This window comes from Streptomyces sp. Q2, from assembly GCF_056820935.1.
The window spans coordinates 25911-39500 of record NZ_JBXEJE010000002.1 but is presented as its reverse complement, the minus strand read 5'-3'; the positions used below and the strand labels follow the sequence as shown (position 1 = coordinate 39500).

At 69.6% G+C, this 13590-nt stretch carries 14 protein-coding genes and 1 pseudogene; 6 read left to right on the top strand and 9 right to left on the bottom strand.

Annotated elements, in window-relative coordinates; genetic code table 11:
• Positions 1-10: 10 nt before the first annotated feature.
• Positions 11-127 (top strand): annotated as a pseudogene (locus ACWBNA_RS02350) (Uma2 family endonuclease); the annotation flags it as partial.
• A 212-nt stretch (positions 128-339) separates the two neighbouring features.
• Here ACWBNA_RS02350 and ACWBNA_RS02345 read toward each other — a convergent pair.
• The 4 genes from ACWBNA_RS02345 to ychF all read right to left on the bottom strand — a co-directional run bounded on the left by ACWBNA_RS02345 (position 340) and on the right by ychF (position 5155).
• Positions 340-1416: an FkbM family methyltransferase gene (locus ACWBNA_RS02345; RefSeq protein ID WP_482701773.1), complete on the bottom strand. Its 1077-nt coding sequence runs from the start codon at positions 1414-1416 to the stop codon at positions 340-342.
• Complete coding sequence (locus ACWBNA_RS02340) at positions 1335-3251, bottom strand: stealth family protein (RefSeq protein WP_482701771.1); 1917 nt, start codon at positions 3249-3251, stop codon at positions 1335-1337. The genes ACWBNA_RS02345 and ACWBNA_RS02340 overlap by 82 nt, the downstream gene beginning before the upstream one ends.
• Positions 3252-3511: 260 nt before the next feature.
• Positions 3512-3799, bottom strand: coding sequence for a hypothetical protein (locus ACWBNA_RS02335; protein ID WP_482701769.1), 288 nt, complete (start codon positions 3797-3799; stop codon positions 3512-3514).
• A 267-nt stretch (positions 3800-4066) separates the two neighbouring features.
• Positions 4067-5155: a redox-regulated ATPase YchF gene (ychF, locus tag ACWBNA_RS02330; RefSeq protein ID WP_482701767.1), complete on the bottom strand. Its 1089-nt coding sequence runs from the start codon at positions 5153-5155 to the stop codon at positions 4067-4069.
• A gap of 197 nt (positions 5156-5352) precedes the next feature.
• On the opposite strand from ychF, the gene ACWBNA_RS02325 reads away from it, so the two are divergent.
• On the top strand, positions 5353-5940 hold the full coding sequence (locus ACWBNA_RS02325; protein ID WP_482701765.1) for a DUF6542 domain-containing protein: 588 nt from the start codon (positions 5353-5355) through the stop codon (positions 5938-5940).
• 3 nt (positions 5941-5943) lie between these two features.
• Here the strand turns inward: ACWBNA_RS02325 and ppgK are convergent, their stop codons facing one another.
• Positions 5944-6690 (bottom strand): polyphosphate--glucose phosphotransferase, encoded by a 747-nt coding sequence (ppgK, locus tag ACWBNA_RS02320; protein ID WP_482701763.1) that lies wholly within the window; start codon positions 6688-6690, stop codon positions 5944-5946.
• Between the two features lie 70 nt (positions 6691-6760).
• A complete protein-coding gene (locus ACWBNA_RS02315; RefSeq protein WP_482701761.1) occupies positions 6761-7777 on the bottom strand; it encodes a 4-hydroxy-3-methylbut-2-enyl diphosphate reductase in 1017 nt (338 codons plus the stop codon).
• A gap of 165 nt (positions 7778-7942) precedes the next feature.
• Between ACWBNA_RS02315 and xseA the strand changes: the two genes are divergently transcribed.
• The 3 genes from xseA to ACWBNA_RS02300 all read left to right on the top strand — a co-directional run bounded on the left by xseA (position 7943) and on the right by ACWBNA_RS02300 (position 10384).
• Positions 7943-9196 (top strand): exodeoxyribonuclease VII large subunit, encoded by a 1254-nt coding sequence (gene xseA / locus ACWBNA_RS02310; RefSeq protein WP_482701759.1) that lies wholly within the window; start codon positions 7943-7945, stop codon positions 9194-9196.
• A gap of 185 nt (positions 9197-9381) precedes the next feature.
• Positions 9382-9621: an exodeoxyribonuclease VII small subunit gene (locus tag ACWBNA_RS02305; RefSeq protein ID WP_482701757.1), complete on the top strand. Its 240-nt coding sequence runs from the start codon at positions 9382-9384 to the stop codon at positions 9619-9621.
• A gap of 172 nt (positions 9622-9793) precedes the next feature.
• Complete coding sequence (locus tag ACWBNA_RS02300; RefSeq protein ID WP_468647271.1) at positions 9794-10384, top strand: malonic semialdehyde reductase; 591 nt, start codon at positions 9794-9796, stop codon at positions 10382-10384.
• Positions 10385-10462: 78 nt separating this feature from the next.
• Here ACWBNA_RS02300 and ACWBNA_RS02295 read toward each other — a convergent pair whose 3' ends face one another.
• Positions 10463-10984 carry a DUF4245 domain-containing protein gene (locus ACWBNA_RS02295; RefSeq protein WP_482701755.1) on the bottom strand — a complete coding sequence of 174 codons (522 nt, stop codon included), beginning with the start codon at positions 10982-10984 and terminating at the stop codon, positions 10463-10465.
• 126 nt (positions 10985-11110) lie between these two features.
• On the opposite strand from ACWBNA_RS02295, the gene glpX reads away from it, so the two are divergent.
• Positions 11111-12145, top strand: a complete 1035-nt coding sequence (glpX, locus tag ACWBNA_RS02290; protein ID WP_217241150.1) for a class II fructose-bisphosphatase — start codon at positions 11111-11113, stop codon at positions 12143-12145.
• 117 nt (positions 12146-12262) lie between these two features.
• Here the strand turns inward: glpX and ACWBNA_RS02285 are convergent, their stop codons facing one another.
• Positions 12263-12640, bottom strand: coding sequence for a WhiB family transcriptional regulator (locus tag ACWBNA_RS02285; protein WP_482701752.1), 378 nt, complete (start codon positions 12638-12640; stop codon positions 12263-12265).
• A 172-nt stretch (positions 12641-12812) separates the two neighbouring features.
• Complete coding sequence (locus ACWBNA_RS02280) at positions 12813-13502, bottom strand: DUF1707 SHOCT-like domain-containing protein (protein WP_482701750.1); 690 nt, start codon at positions 13500-13502, stop codon at positions 12813-12815.
• Positions 13503-13590 lie beyond the last annotated feature (88 nt).

Below are 13590 nucleotides of genomic sequence, written 5' to 3'. Positions count from 1 at the left end.
GAATACCGTGCGCGCCTTGTTCGCCGCGGACGAAGTGCGATTGGCCGTCGAGGTCGTCTCCCCTGAATCCGCTAGCCGCGACCGCACGGTCAAGTTCCGCACATACGCGGAGGCCGGGATCCCGCACTCACTCCTCAACGGAGCAGCCGAAAGTCAGCACCAAGTCAGCACGTGAACACTGAAGGGGGCGGGCTCAACGGAGTCCGCCCCCTGCTGACCTGGACGCTTGACGGATCACCTGGCGGAGAGTGGCGAATCGATCACACGTTGAAGCGGACGTCGACCACAACGCTCCCACTCGCTGAAACGGGCATCTGCGAGATCCAAGTCAGCACAGAATCAGCGCGGTTCGCACAAGGTGGCGTCGAACGGTTCATCGCGTACGCGGCGTTCGGACAGCCGCACGCGCTCGGCCCTCGGGACTGGTGACGTCGCATGTTCATGTGTCGCGTGTTCGCAGTGCGAGAATGACCCGTCCTCACGCGGAGTGAACCTTGTGCGCCGCAGATACGGGGCGTTCCAGCCGCGGGGGAAGGAGTCACCGGCGGGGACCATCAGGTTGGTGCGCTCGTCGCACGCCAGGATGGCCCTGAGCCAGGTGCGTACCGCGAGGTGGAAGTCGTACGTGAGCGGCGCGGGCGCGAGCAGCCAGTCGCGGCACTGACCGCCCACGTGCCGACGGTAGTCGCCGCGGTTTCTGCCGGGCCACGGGCTCTCCGGCTGGAGGAGATGCAGTCCGTATCCCAGCTCGGTGAGCACATCCAAGGCCCGCCCCAAGGCGTCATGGTCGGAGCCGGGCAGGATCTCCAGCACGATCCAGGGCCGGTGCCGGCGCACCGTCTCCAGCGCGCCCGCCAGCACCTGGCCCTCCAGCGTCTCCACATCGATCTTGATGAGGCTGGGCCGGGCCGACCGTTCCTCGGTGAACGCGTCCAGCGTGGTGACCGGCACGCTCACGGTCTCGGTGTGCTTGCGATGCGCGGCGTTGAGGGAGTTGGAGGATTCGGCCTTCAGGGACAGATAGAGCTCGGCGGTGCCCGGCGTGTCGGAGACCGCCGAGGTGATCAGCTCGAAGCCGAGGCCGTTGTGCCGGCGGATGTCCCCACAGATGCGTGCCGTGTCCGGTGTCGGTTCGAAGGCGTGCACCGACAGCCGGTGGCCGTACACCGCGTCGATCAGTGCCGCGTAGAGCCCGATGTGCGCGCCGACGTCGTACACCGCGCTGCCCGGCGGCGCCTGCTGCGCCAGAGCCAGCAGCGTCGCCTGGGTCACGGGCTCGTACCCCGCCAGGCCCGATCGGCGCAGCTGCCGCTGTACGGCGGTCTGCTTGCGGCTCAGGACGTTGAGCGCGCGTGGATAGGAGCCGTCGGCCTCGAGGACGCCGGAATGGTGAGGGAGCCTGATGGCGAGGGGCATGGCAGGGAGAGCGCTTCCTTGTGGTCGGGCTGGTACTCGAAGGGGCTGGGGGTGGGGAAGTAGCCGTCCAGAAAGCGCTGCACGAGTGCCACATCGGTGTGGCGCTCGGCGTCGCAGGTCACCGTGTCGTTGAGGCAGAAGGCGACATTCGATCTGGAGGCCAGCAGACGGCACAGCCGCGGGGCGATGTCGGGCTGGGAGATGTCGATGTAGTCGTAGCGGATGCCGCCGGGCACGGCCCGGCCCGTGTGGAATGCGTAGTAGTGGTGCAGCGAGTTGGTGATCGAGATGTCGTCCGGGCTGCGGAAGGCGTGGGCGGCGGTGCGCCGGTGTTCGTCCGCGAAGACCTGTTCGATCTCCGCGAGCACACTGCGCCGCAGCGCGCACGGTGTGTGCTTCATCTTCTGGGTGATGCTGCTGCCGAAGCGGGCCTGAAGGAGCCGGCGGTTGGTGAGGCCCGCGGCGGAGACCGGTACGTCGTCCGCGCCCGCGCTTCCGACGGGCGGCAGCAACGCCTTCGAGAGGAAGAACTTGCTGATGCCGTTGGCCAGGAAGAACTGCTGCGGCACCGTGGGGCGCCCGAGGAAGACGTCGTCGTTGAAGTAGAGGAACTGCTCGGCGAGCCCGTCGATGTGATGCAACTGGCTCTCGATGGCGTGCGAGTTGAACGTCGGGAGCACCGCAGGGTCCGTGAAGATCTCCCGGTGGTCGACGACCGTGAGCCGGGGATGTCCGGTGTCCAGCCAAGCGGGCACCTGCTGGTCGGTGACGAGGTAGACGTGCCGGATCCAGGGGGCGTACATGTGCAGCGAGCGCAGCGAATAGCGCAGCTCGTCGCGGCTGAGATAGCGGGCCGCGTTGGCGGCCTGCGGGTGGTACGGCTCCCCCACGACCGCCGCGCGGCGCCGCTGCCATTCGGGGTCGGAGCCGTCGACCCAGGTGTACACGGCGTCGACGGGGAAGTGGATGTCGTCGGGCACCGGCTCGGCGAACTCGCGCCGGGTGCGTACGGTGGCGGGCTGCGGCCGGGTGTGCTCGGACGCGAGTCGGGTGAAGCGGCGACCGGGAACCTCGACCGTGGGCGCCTCCCGGCAGACGCGCTCACAGGTACGGTTGCGGCGCGGCGCCACGAGTTCGGCGCCCCCCTCGGACGGTCGCCAGACCTCGATGTCGCAGCCGTAGCCCGCACCGAGCACCATGCCGGGTGCGGCGGCGTCGGCCAGATAGCAGAAGACGCGGATGACCTGCCGGCCGGCGGCCCGGTGCCAGGAACGCCGGGAGCCGGCCGGTTCGGCGCGCCGGTCCCGGGCCCGCTCGGATCCACCCGTCCGCGTAAGGTACGCCGGCACGTCCGCGCCCATGGCGACCAGTGCGCTTTCGGCTGCCGCCCGGTCTTCGGAGCTGATCCCCACGGCGGAGGAGGTGCTCGCGGCATTGCGTACGACGAAGTGCTCCACGCCCGCCTTTTCCAGCGTGCTCAGCACCAGTCGCAGATTGTGCTCCCGGGCCAGAAGGGGCGTCACGCCCTCCTGCAGCAGGGCGATACGGGTCCCTCCGGCGCTCCGTACGGGCACCCGTTCGCCGTCCCGCAGCAGTCCCAGGCGCTTCAGGCGCGCGCAGAGCCGGCGGTGCCGCGCCTCGCGCACCAAGGACGCCGGTCTCTCCAGCCGCTGCCGCAGCCTCTCCCACTGCTCCGCACCGAACCGGGCCCGCATGGCCCTGCGCATCCGCAGGGGCAGCAGCCTCCGATAGGTCCTGAGCACCACGGACGGCGGTGGAGCCTGAAGCTGCGCGGCGCGGCGCGCATCGGCCTGCGCCGGGAGTTTGATGGTCATGGCACACCCCTGGTCTGTCTCGTCCAGGTGTCTATGCACTTGCCCGCCGGGCGAATATCGTATATGGGCAGAAACAGCCCGATTGTCCTAATGCCTCAGCTTCCTGCGGCAGGCCGGTCAATAGGTCAGCACCGAATCAGCACCGGCCGATTTCCCGGCGGCGCTGCCGGGCGCGGGACACGAGGTGCCCGTAGAACTGACGGTGACTTTGATGGGCCTGTGGCCGAGTGAGCGGGAAACCTCGTGAATGGGGATGCCGTTCACGAGCGTGGTCGAGGCGAAGAAGTCCCGCAGGGGGCGCGGCGGCGAGAGATCGCCAAGCCGGCGACGAAGTTGCCGATCATGCCGGCCACACCGAACCCGAACAGCGGCGGACCGACGTAGCGCTCGTCGATCCCCGACAGCTTCCGCAGCGCCGGGCTCACGAACGTGCAGGCGGCGAAGTGCCCGAACACGATGAGCACCGTCGCGATGATGCCGACGCGCACACCCGGGTTGCGGAAGTGCTCCATCAGCAGCTTCGGCCGGATGGCCTGCGAGGCGGCCATCCCCGGCAGCACCGCCAGCAGGGCGATGAGTGTGACGAGCGCCGGGGCGCTCAGCGAGGAGAAGGCGATGCGCCAGCCGGTGAGGTCACCGACCAGGGTGCCGAGCGGGACACCGACACGTTCGCGGCTCCGACGCCGCCGAGGATGACCGTGGTGGCTCGCGGCACGTCCTCGTGGGCGACGAGCCGGGCGGCCGGGCGGCTGGCGACCGCCCAGAAGCTCGACCTGCGCACTTGACGAATCATCTAGCGCACAGTAACGACGTGATCACACGTTGAAGCGGAACTCCACCACGTCCCCGTCCTGCATGACGTAGTCCTTGCCCTCCATGCGGGCCTTGCCCTTCGCGCGGGCCTCCGCCACCGAGCCGGTCTCCACCAGGTCGCCGAAGGAGATGACCTCCGCCTTGATGAAGCCCTTCTGGAAGTCGGTGTGGATGACGCCGGCGGCCTCGGGGGCGGTGGCGCCCTTCTTGATGGTCCAGGCGCGGGATTCCTTGGGGCCTGCCGTCAGGTAGGTCTGGAGGCCGAGGGTGGTGAAGCCGACGCGGGCGAGGGTGGTGAGGCCGGGCTCCTCGGCGCCGACGGACTGCAGGAGCTCCATCGCGTCCTCCTCGTCGAGCTCGGCGAGGTCCTGCTCCAGCTTGGCGTTGAGGAAGATCGCCTCGGCGGGGGCGACCAGGGCACGCTGCTCGGCCTTGAAGTCGTCGTCGACCAGTTCGTCCTCGTCGACGTTGAAGACGTAGAGGAACGGCTTGGTGGTGAGCAGGTGCAGGTCGTGCAGCAGTTCCTCGTTGCCGGAGCCCTGGACGATGCCCGCCGAGAACAGCGTGTCGCCCTTCTCCAGGATCTCCTTCGCCTCCTCGACGGCCTTGACCTTCGGGGCGATGTCCTTCTTGATCCGCGACTCCTTCTGGAGGCGCGGCAGGACCTTCTCGATCGTCTGGAGGTCCGCGAGGATCAGCTCGGTGTTGATCGTCTCGATGTCGTCCTTGGGCGAGACCTTGCCGTCGACATGGACGACGTTCTCGTCCTTGAAGGCGCGGATGACCTGGCAGATCGCGTCGGACTCACGGATGTTCGCCAGGAACTTGTTGCCCAGGCCCTCGCCCTCGGAGGCGCCCTTAACGATGCCCGCGATGTCGACGAAGTCGACGGTGGCCGGGAGGATCCGCTGGGAGGAGAAGATCTCGGCCAACTTGGTCAGCCGGGCGTCCGGGACGCCCACGACGCCGACGTTCGGCTCGATGGTGGCGAACGGGTAGTTGGCCGCCAGCACGTCGTTCTTGGTCAGGGCGTTGAACAGGGTCGACTTGCCGACATTCGGCAGTCCGACGATTCCGATCGTGAGCGACACGGTGCGACTTCCCGGAGTGAGAGGGCTGGCGAGAGAGGACCGGGGGCGGGCCCCTGGCGTCAGGCCCCTGGGGGCCGATCCACCAGTCTACGGCGTGCCCGCTCCCGCCCCGGCGACGTATCGAACGCTTGGCCAAGGTCCGCTCGACGGCGTGTCTGAGAGGCCATTCGACACATAAAACGACCTAAGTTGGTCCAGTGGAGCAACACAGGACACGATCCCCGCACGTCGGAACGCGCCGCGGTGTGCCGCCGCCCCTGCCGCCCCAGGCGGCGCGGAGCGCGAAGGCCGGCAGAACCGGCTCGCCGTCGGCACGCGGTGGTGTGCCGCCACGACGGCCCGCGGCGGTACGGCCCACCGCCCCGCCGATCGTCCAGGCCGTACGCCGGGTGCCCAACCCGCGGCTGACCGGGCTCGGCGGCGGGCTGTTCTGCATGGCGCTGATGTTCGCGCTCGGCTCCCTCGACCACCTGCTGTTCGGGGCCTCGCTCACGGTGTACGGCGTCCTGTTCCTGCCGGTGTGCGTCGTGACCGCCGTGTGGATCCGGCGGGGCGATCTGCTGACCGCCCCCATCGTGGTACCGATCGCCTTCGCCGTGGGGCTCCTCCCCGTGGCCGAGACCGGGGGCGGCGGGATCGGCGGGCGGCTGATGGGGCTGTTCACGGCGCTCGCGACACAGGCCGGGTGGCTGTACGGAGGCACGCTCATCGCCGGTCTGATCGCGACGGTGCGGAAGATCCGCCTGATGAACCGCCGGGCCGCGAGAAACCGCCCGCCCGTGTGATCCCTAGTTCCCCTCCGCCGCGTGCATCGCCGCCCCCACGATCCCCGCGTTGTTCAGCAGCTGCGCCGGGACGATCTCCGCCTTGATGCCCTCGATGTGGTGCAGGAACTTCTGTGACTTGCGGCTGACGCCGCCGCCGATGATGAACAGCTCCGGTGAGAAGAGCATCTCGACGTGGGCGAGGTACTTCTGGACGCGCTGGGCCCAGTGCTCCCACGTCAGGTCCTCGTCCTCCCTGGCCTTGCTGGAGGCGCGCTTCTCCGCGTCGTGCCCGTGCAGTTCCAGGTGACCGAGCTCGGTGTTGGGGACGAGGACACCGTCGACGAAGACGGCGCTGCCGATGCCCGTGCCGAAGGTGAGCAGGACGACCGTGCCCTTGCGGCCCTGCCCGGCGCCGAAGTGCATCTCGGCGACGCCCGCCGCGTCCGCGTCGTTGACCACCGTCACCGGCAGGCCGCCCAGACGGTCGCTGAACAACGCGCGCGCGTCCTTGTCGATCCAGTCCTTGTCGACGTTGGCCGCCGTACGGATCGTGGCTCCGCCGGTGACCACGCCCGGGAAGGTGAGCCCGACCGGCCCGGTCCAGCCGAAGTGCTCGACGACCTGCTTGACGCCGTCGGCCACTCCGTCCGGGGTCGCCGGGTGCGGAGTCAGCACCTTGAAACGCTCGTCCGCCAGGTCGCCCCTGTCCAGGTCCACAGGAGCGCCCTTGATCCCGGATCCACCGATGTCCACGCCGAAGATCTGCATGGCTCTACGTTACGACGGACGACGGACAGTTATTCGGCCGAGGTGCTTTCACGCATCGGTCGAGGCCTTCTCACACACCACCCGCACCGGATCCACCACGCTGCTCCATGAGCGTCGCCGCCTCCTCGCGGAGGTCACGGCGCAGCTCCTTCGGCAGGGAGAAGATGATGGACTCCTCGGCCGCCTTGACCAGCTCGACGTCCTCGAAGCCGCGCTGCGACAGCCACTCCAGCACCTGTTCGACCAGGATCTCCGGCACGGAGGCACCGGAGGTGACGCCGACCGTGGACACGCCCTCCAGCCACGCCTCGTCGATCTCGTCGGCGAAGTCCACCAGGTATGCCTCGCGCGAGCCCGCGAGCTTGGCGACCTCGACCAGGCGCTTGGAGTTGGAGGAGTTGCGGGAGCCGACGACGATCACCAGCTCGGCCTCGGCGCCCATCTGCTTCACGGCGAGCTGACGGTTCTGCGTGGCGTAGCAGATGTCGTCGCTGGGCGGGGAGATGAGCTGCGGGAACTTCTCCTTCAGGGCGTCGACGGTCTCCATGGTCTCGTCGACGGAGAGGGTGGTCTGGGAGAGCCAGACGACCTTCGACTCGTCGCGGACCTCGACCTTGGCGACGTCGGCGGGACCGTCGACGAGCTGGATGTGGTCGGGGGCCTCGCCGGAGGTGCCGATGACCTCCTCGTGGCCCTCGTGCCCGATCAGGAGGATGTCGTAGTCCTCGCTCGCGAAGCGGACGGCTTCCTTGTGGACCTTGGTGACCAGCGGGCAGGTCGCGTCGATGGTGGCGAGCCGGCCCTGCTGGGCCTCTTCGTGGACGGTCGGGGCGACGCCGTGCGCCGAGAACATGACGATGTTGCCCGGGGGCACCTCCTCCGTCTGCTCGACGAAGATGGCTCCCTTCTTCTCCAGGGTCTGCACGACGTACTTGTTGTGGACGATCTCGTGCCGGACGTAGACCGGAGCGCCGTACTGCTCCAGGGCTTTCTCGACGGCGATCACGGCGCGGTCCACACCCGCGCAGTAGCCACGGGGGGCGGCGAGCAGGACACGGCGGCCAGGCGAAGCAGTCATGCACCCCATCGTAAGGCCGCGTTCGGCGGGTCGAAGATCGCCGGTGTGTCGGGTTGGTGGGGAGAGCGACGGTGACCGGGGCGGGCGTGGTGGCGAGGACCACACGGACGGGGCTCTCGCGAGACGGGCGACGCACGACCGGGCGTTGTCGTACGCGGCCGATACGCTCGCGGCATGGCAGTCAACACGTCCCCCGAAGCGCCCCTGCCCGTCGGTGAGATCTCCCGGCTCATCGGAGGGTGGATCGACCGGCTCGGGGCGGTGTGGGTGGAGGGGCAGATCACCCAGTTGTCGCGGCGGCCGGGGGCGGGGGTCGTCTTCCTCACGTTGCGGGATCCGTCGTACGACATCTCGGTGAGCGTGACCTGTTATCGGCAGGTGTTCGACGCCGTCGCCGATGTCGTCAGCGAGGGTGCGCGGGTCGTCGTCCTCGCGAAGCCGGAGTGGTACGCCCCGCGCGGGCAGCTCTCGTTGCGGGCCGCGGAGATAAGGCCGGTCGGCGTCGGCGAACTGCTCGCCCGGCTCGAACAGTTGAAGAAGGCCCTCGCCGCCGAGGGGCTGTTCGCGCCGGAGCGCAAGAAGCCGCTGCCCTTCCTGCCCCAGCTCGTCGGGCTGGTCTGCGGGCGGGCGTCCGCCGCGGAGCGGGACGTGCTGGAGAACGCCCGGCACCGCTGGCCCGCCGTCCGCTTCGAGGTGCGCAACGTGGCCGTGCAGGGGGTGCACGCCGTGCCGCAGGTCGTGCAGGCGGTGAAGGAGCTCGACGAGATCGACGAGGTGGACGTGATCGTCGTCGCGCGTGGGGGCGGCAGCGTGGAGGATCTCCTGCCGTTCTCCGACGAGCAGTTGATCAGGGTCGTCGCGAGCTGCCGTACGCCCGTCGTGTCCGCCATCGGGCACGAACCCGACACCCCGCTCCTCGACTACGTCGCCGATGTGCGCGCCTCCACCCCGACCGACGCCGCCAAGAAGGTCGTACCGGACGTCGGTGAGGAGTTCGAGCGGGTGCGGATGCTGCGGGACCGGGCCCGGCGGTGCGTGCAGGCGTTCGTCGACCGGGAGGAACGCGGGCTCGCCCAGGCGCTCGCCCGGCCGGTGATAGAGGATCCGCACCGGATGATCGACGAGCGGGCGGACCAGGTAGGGGCCCTGCTCGACCGCGGCCGGCGCACCCTCGGCCACCATCTCGACCGCGCCGACTCCGAGCTGACGCACACGCACGCACGCGTGGTGGCCCTCTCCCCCGCCGCCACCCTCAAGCGGGGGTACGCCGTGCTCCAGAAGACCGACGGCCACGTCGTCCGCGACCCCGACGAGGTCACGGGCGACGAGGTCCTGCGGGCACGGGTCGCCGAGGGTGAGTTCGTCGTTCGAGTCGATGCAGGGCCGTTCCGGCGGACCAGCCCGACGCCGGCTCACGGCGCCGAATAGGCACGGGTGAGCGGGGCCTGGTGCGTGCAGCTGCAAGACGGAGGAGGGAGTCGACGCGATGGGGGTCCCCCCGCTCGAGCGAAGTCGAGAGCGGGGGAGTCGGCGACTGACGACAACGCGGCAGATGTGCGTGCCAGGCCCCGCGGCCCCGGGGTGGGCCGCCGGACAGGCCCTAGGGTGGGCGGATGAGCAGCAAGGTGGATGAGGCGCTCGGGTACGAGCAGGCGCGGGACGAGCTGATCGACGTGGTGCGGCGGCTGGAGGCGGGCGGTACGACGTTGGAGGAGTCCCTCGCTCTGTGGGAGCGGGGCGAGGAGCTGGCGAAGGTGTGCCGGCGCTGGCTGGAGGGGGCGCGGGCGCGGCTGGACGCGGCCCTCGCGGAGGAGGAGCCGGCCGGCCGGGAGGACGCCGGGGACGCCGAGTAGCGAGCCGAGGGCAGGCGCGAGGCAGCCAGGGGACGGGACCGAGACCTCCGGTCCTGTGAGGCGGATCACCGCGATCCGGTTTTTGTTGAAGGTTGAACTTCATTCGCGTACGGTCGTTGACGTCAGCCGGTCCGGCCCCCGGGCCCGACGTACGTCTCGAAAAGGTTCATCCATGTCTCTCGTCCTTGACCCCGCCGCCCAGGACCTCCTGTTCCGTGAGGCCCGTACCGCGAACACCTTCACCGACGAGCCGGTGACCGACGAGCAGGTGCAGGCGATCTACGACCTGGTCAAGTACGGCCCGACCGCCTTCAACCAGTCCCCGCTGCGCGTCACCCTGGTCCGCTCCGCCGAGGCCCGTGAGCGCCTGGTCCAGCACATGGCCGAGGGCAACCAGCCCAAGACGGCCACCGCCCCGCTGGTCGCAATCCTCTCCGCGGACAACGAGTTCCACGAGGAGCTCCCGGAGCTCTTCCCGCACTTCCCGCAGGCCAAGGACGTCTTCTTCGGCGAGCGCTCCGCCCGTGAGGGTGCCGCCGCGCTGAACGCCGGCCTGCAGGCCGCGTACTTCATCATCGGCGTCCGTGCCGCGGGCCTCGCCGCCGGCCCGATGACCGGCCTGGACTTCGAGGGCGTCCGCAAGGAGTTCCTCGACGACGACCACACCCCGCTGATGGTCGTCAACATCGGCAAGCCGGGCGAGGACGCCTGGTTCCCGCGCTCCCCCCGCCTGGCGTACGACGAGGTCGTCACCACGGTCTGAGCGGTCCGCGACTGAGCGGTGCAAGATCACGCAAGAGGCCCCCGGCAACGCCGGGGGCCTTCTTCGCGTCCTCGGCGCTCACGCCGTCCTGAGCGCCCCGGCCATCTCCGTCAGCCGCTCGAACGGACCCGTGCCCGCCACCACCGTCGTCGCCCCGTCGCCCAGGTGGACGAGCGCGTCGTAGCGGCCGCCGGTGTACCGCGTCCAGGTCCGGCCGCCGATCTCCTCGGTGGTCTTCGTCGCCTTGCCGCCCTGGCTGGCTTCGTCGATGAACGTCGACGGCTTCTGAGTCGACTGCTCGACCTGGACGTACTCCCCGTCGGGCGCGTGGAAGCCCAGGTGCCACATGTCGAAGTTGTCGCCCTGGTAGCGGACGGAGGTGGCCTTCCAGCCGGCGGGGAGGCCCTCGGGCGCCGCCACCGGGTAGGACGCGGCGCGGCGTGCCGTGAGCAGCTCGACGCGGTAGTCGACCTTCTTGATCTCCGGATCGGAGTCGTCATGAGGGATGAAGAGGTAGATGACACCCGCCATGAGCCCGATCAGACCCAGGGAGAGGATCATGTCCCGGACCGTCTTCTGCTTACCGTTCGAACCTGCCACGTCCCTATCGTCGCAGGTGCCCTGGTCCGCTCATCCGTGGGGCCCCCTGCTCATTTTGTCTGCCTGACGATAGAGTCTGGCCCATACCCTCATCCGGCCGTCGCCGTATCAGAAAGGTGCGCTCCGATGACCGAGCATCATCATCTGCCGTCCGAGCTCGAGGTTCCCTCCGAAGCTCCCGACCGCAACCTCGCCCTGGAACTCGTCCGGGTGACCGAAGCCGCGGCCATGGCCGCGGGCCGCTGGGTCGGGCGCGGCGACAAGAACGGCGCCGACGGTGCCGCGGTTCGGGCCATGCGGACGCTCGTCTCCACCGTCTCGATGAACGGCGTGGTTGTCATCGGGGAGGGCGAGAAGGACGAGGCCCCGATGCTCTTCAACGGGGAGCGCGTCGGCGACGGGACCGGGCCCGAGTGCGACATCGCCGTCGACCCGATCGACGGGACCACGCTGACCGCGAAGGGCATGACCAACGCGATCGCCGTGCTGGCCGCCGCCGACCGCGGGTCGATGTTCGACCCGTCCGCCGTCTTCTACATGGACAAGCTGGTGACCGGCCCCGAGGCCGCCGACTTCGTCGACATCAACGCGCCCGTGTCCGTGAACATCCGCCGGGTCGCCAAGGCCAAGCGGTCCACGCCCGAGGACGTCACCGTCGTCATCCTGGACCGGCCGCGGCACCAGGGCCTCATCGAGGAGGTCCGGGAGACCGGCGCGCGCATCAGGCTGATCTCCGACGGCGACGTGGCCGGCTCGATCCTGGCGCTGCGCGAGGGCACCGGCGTCGACCTGCTGCTCGGCGTCGGCGGCACCCCGGAGGGCATCATCTCCGCCTGTGCCGTGAAGTGCCTGGGCGGCACGATCCAGGGCAAGCTGTGGCCGAAGGACGACGAGGAGCGGCAGCGGGCCATCGACGCCGGGCATGACCTGGACCGCGTGCTGACGACCGACGACCTGGTCTCCGGCGAGAACGTGTTCTTCGTGGCGACCGGCATCACCGACGGTGAGCTGCTGCGGGGCGTGCGGTACCGGTCGGAGACCGCGACCACCGACTCGATCGTGATGCGGTCGAAGTCGGGGACGGTGCGCAGGATCGACTCCGAGCATCGGCTGAGCAAGCTGCGGGCCTACAGCGCGATCGACTTCGACAAGGCGAAGTAGGTTCGGAACAAGGTTCGCAAGTACGTTCGCCGGGGGGTATGCCACCTCCCCGTCCAGCGTCGAAGGGGCGCCCCCGGTGCGGTGGGGGCGCCCCTCGGCGTATGTCGGGCGGGCCGGTCAGCCCGCGGCCGCTATGTGGTCCGCCGGCCTCGTCGCCTTTTTCAGCTCCAGGTCGCGGCGGCGGCGCCGGGCCAGCACCACACGGCGTTCCGCGGCGGTCAGGCCGCCCCAGACGCCGTACGGCTCCGGTTGCAGGAGCGCGTGCTCGCGGCACTCGACCATGACCGGACAGCGCCCGCAGACGCGCTTCGCGGCCTCCTCGCGGGAGAGCCGGGCGGCGGTGGGTTCCTTGGACGGTGCGAAGAACAGGCCGGCCTCGTCGCGCCGGCACACCGCCTCGGTGTGCCAGGGTGCGTCTTGGTCCCTGTCCCGCACTGGCACCCGCTGGGCCGGAACGGCAGCGACCTGCAGGGACGAATGCGGCGGTTGCAGCACGGTCTACTCCTGACGACGGCTTCGCGAGCGAGCGACGATGCAGCAAGGCCTACCCGCTGTGCGCGCGCCTATGCACTGAGTCCCCAACCGCCGGGATTCGGGGGCCTGTACGCGCTCTCAGGCGCGACGGACGGCGATCCCTCCGCTTCGCACGCCGCCGAATTCGCGACCGTCAATGATCCAGGTGCTTGCGCAAACTCCTGTCGACCTTGCGGTGCACTCGGTCCAGGATGTCCGCGACGAGCTTGCCGCGCTTGGGTCTGCCCTCGATGTTGCCGAGCACGGCCCAGCCGTCCACGTAGACCACGGGGGCCTCGGGGTCGGCCGAATCCAGCGTGTCCACCTCGAAGTTGCCGAGGACGCCACCGCCGGTGCCGCGCAGCGAGACGTTCTCCGGGACGCGGACCTCGACGTTGCCGAAGACCGAGATCGCCTTGATGACGACCTGCCGGTACTCGAAGATCGCCTCGCTGAGGTCGATCTCGACGCTGCCGAAGACCGCGTACGCGTGGATACGGCGGCCCGCTCGCCAGCGGCCCTTGCGGACGGCGCTGCTGAAGACCGCGACCACGTTGTCGTCCGGGTCGTGCGGGATCGCGTCCGTGGGACGGTTCGGGGCCGGGCTGTAGGCAGGGGTGGCCCGGCGCTCGTGGGCGGCCGGCAGGTCCCGGATGAAGACCTCCAGCTCGCCCACCGTCTTGGCGTTCAGCACCCCCTCGACGCGCTCGGCGTGCTCGTCGGCGGTGAGGCGGCCCTCCGCGAGGGCCTCGCGCAGGATGTCGGCGATCCGGTCGCGGTCGGCGTCCGAGGCGCGGAGTTCGGCCGACGGCACCTGCGGTTCGGTGTGCTTCTGAAGGTCCACGGCAGCAGCGTACCCAAACGCGATAGATCGCGACTAGGGGCTGTGGACAACCTTGACCCGGCTCGATCCGGCCAACTGAGCCCTACCT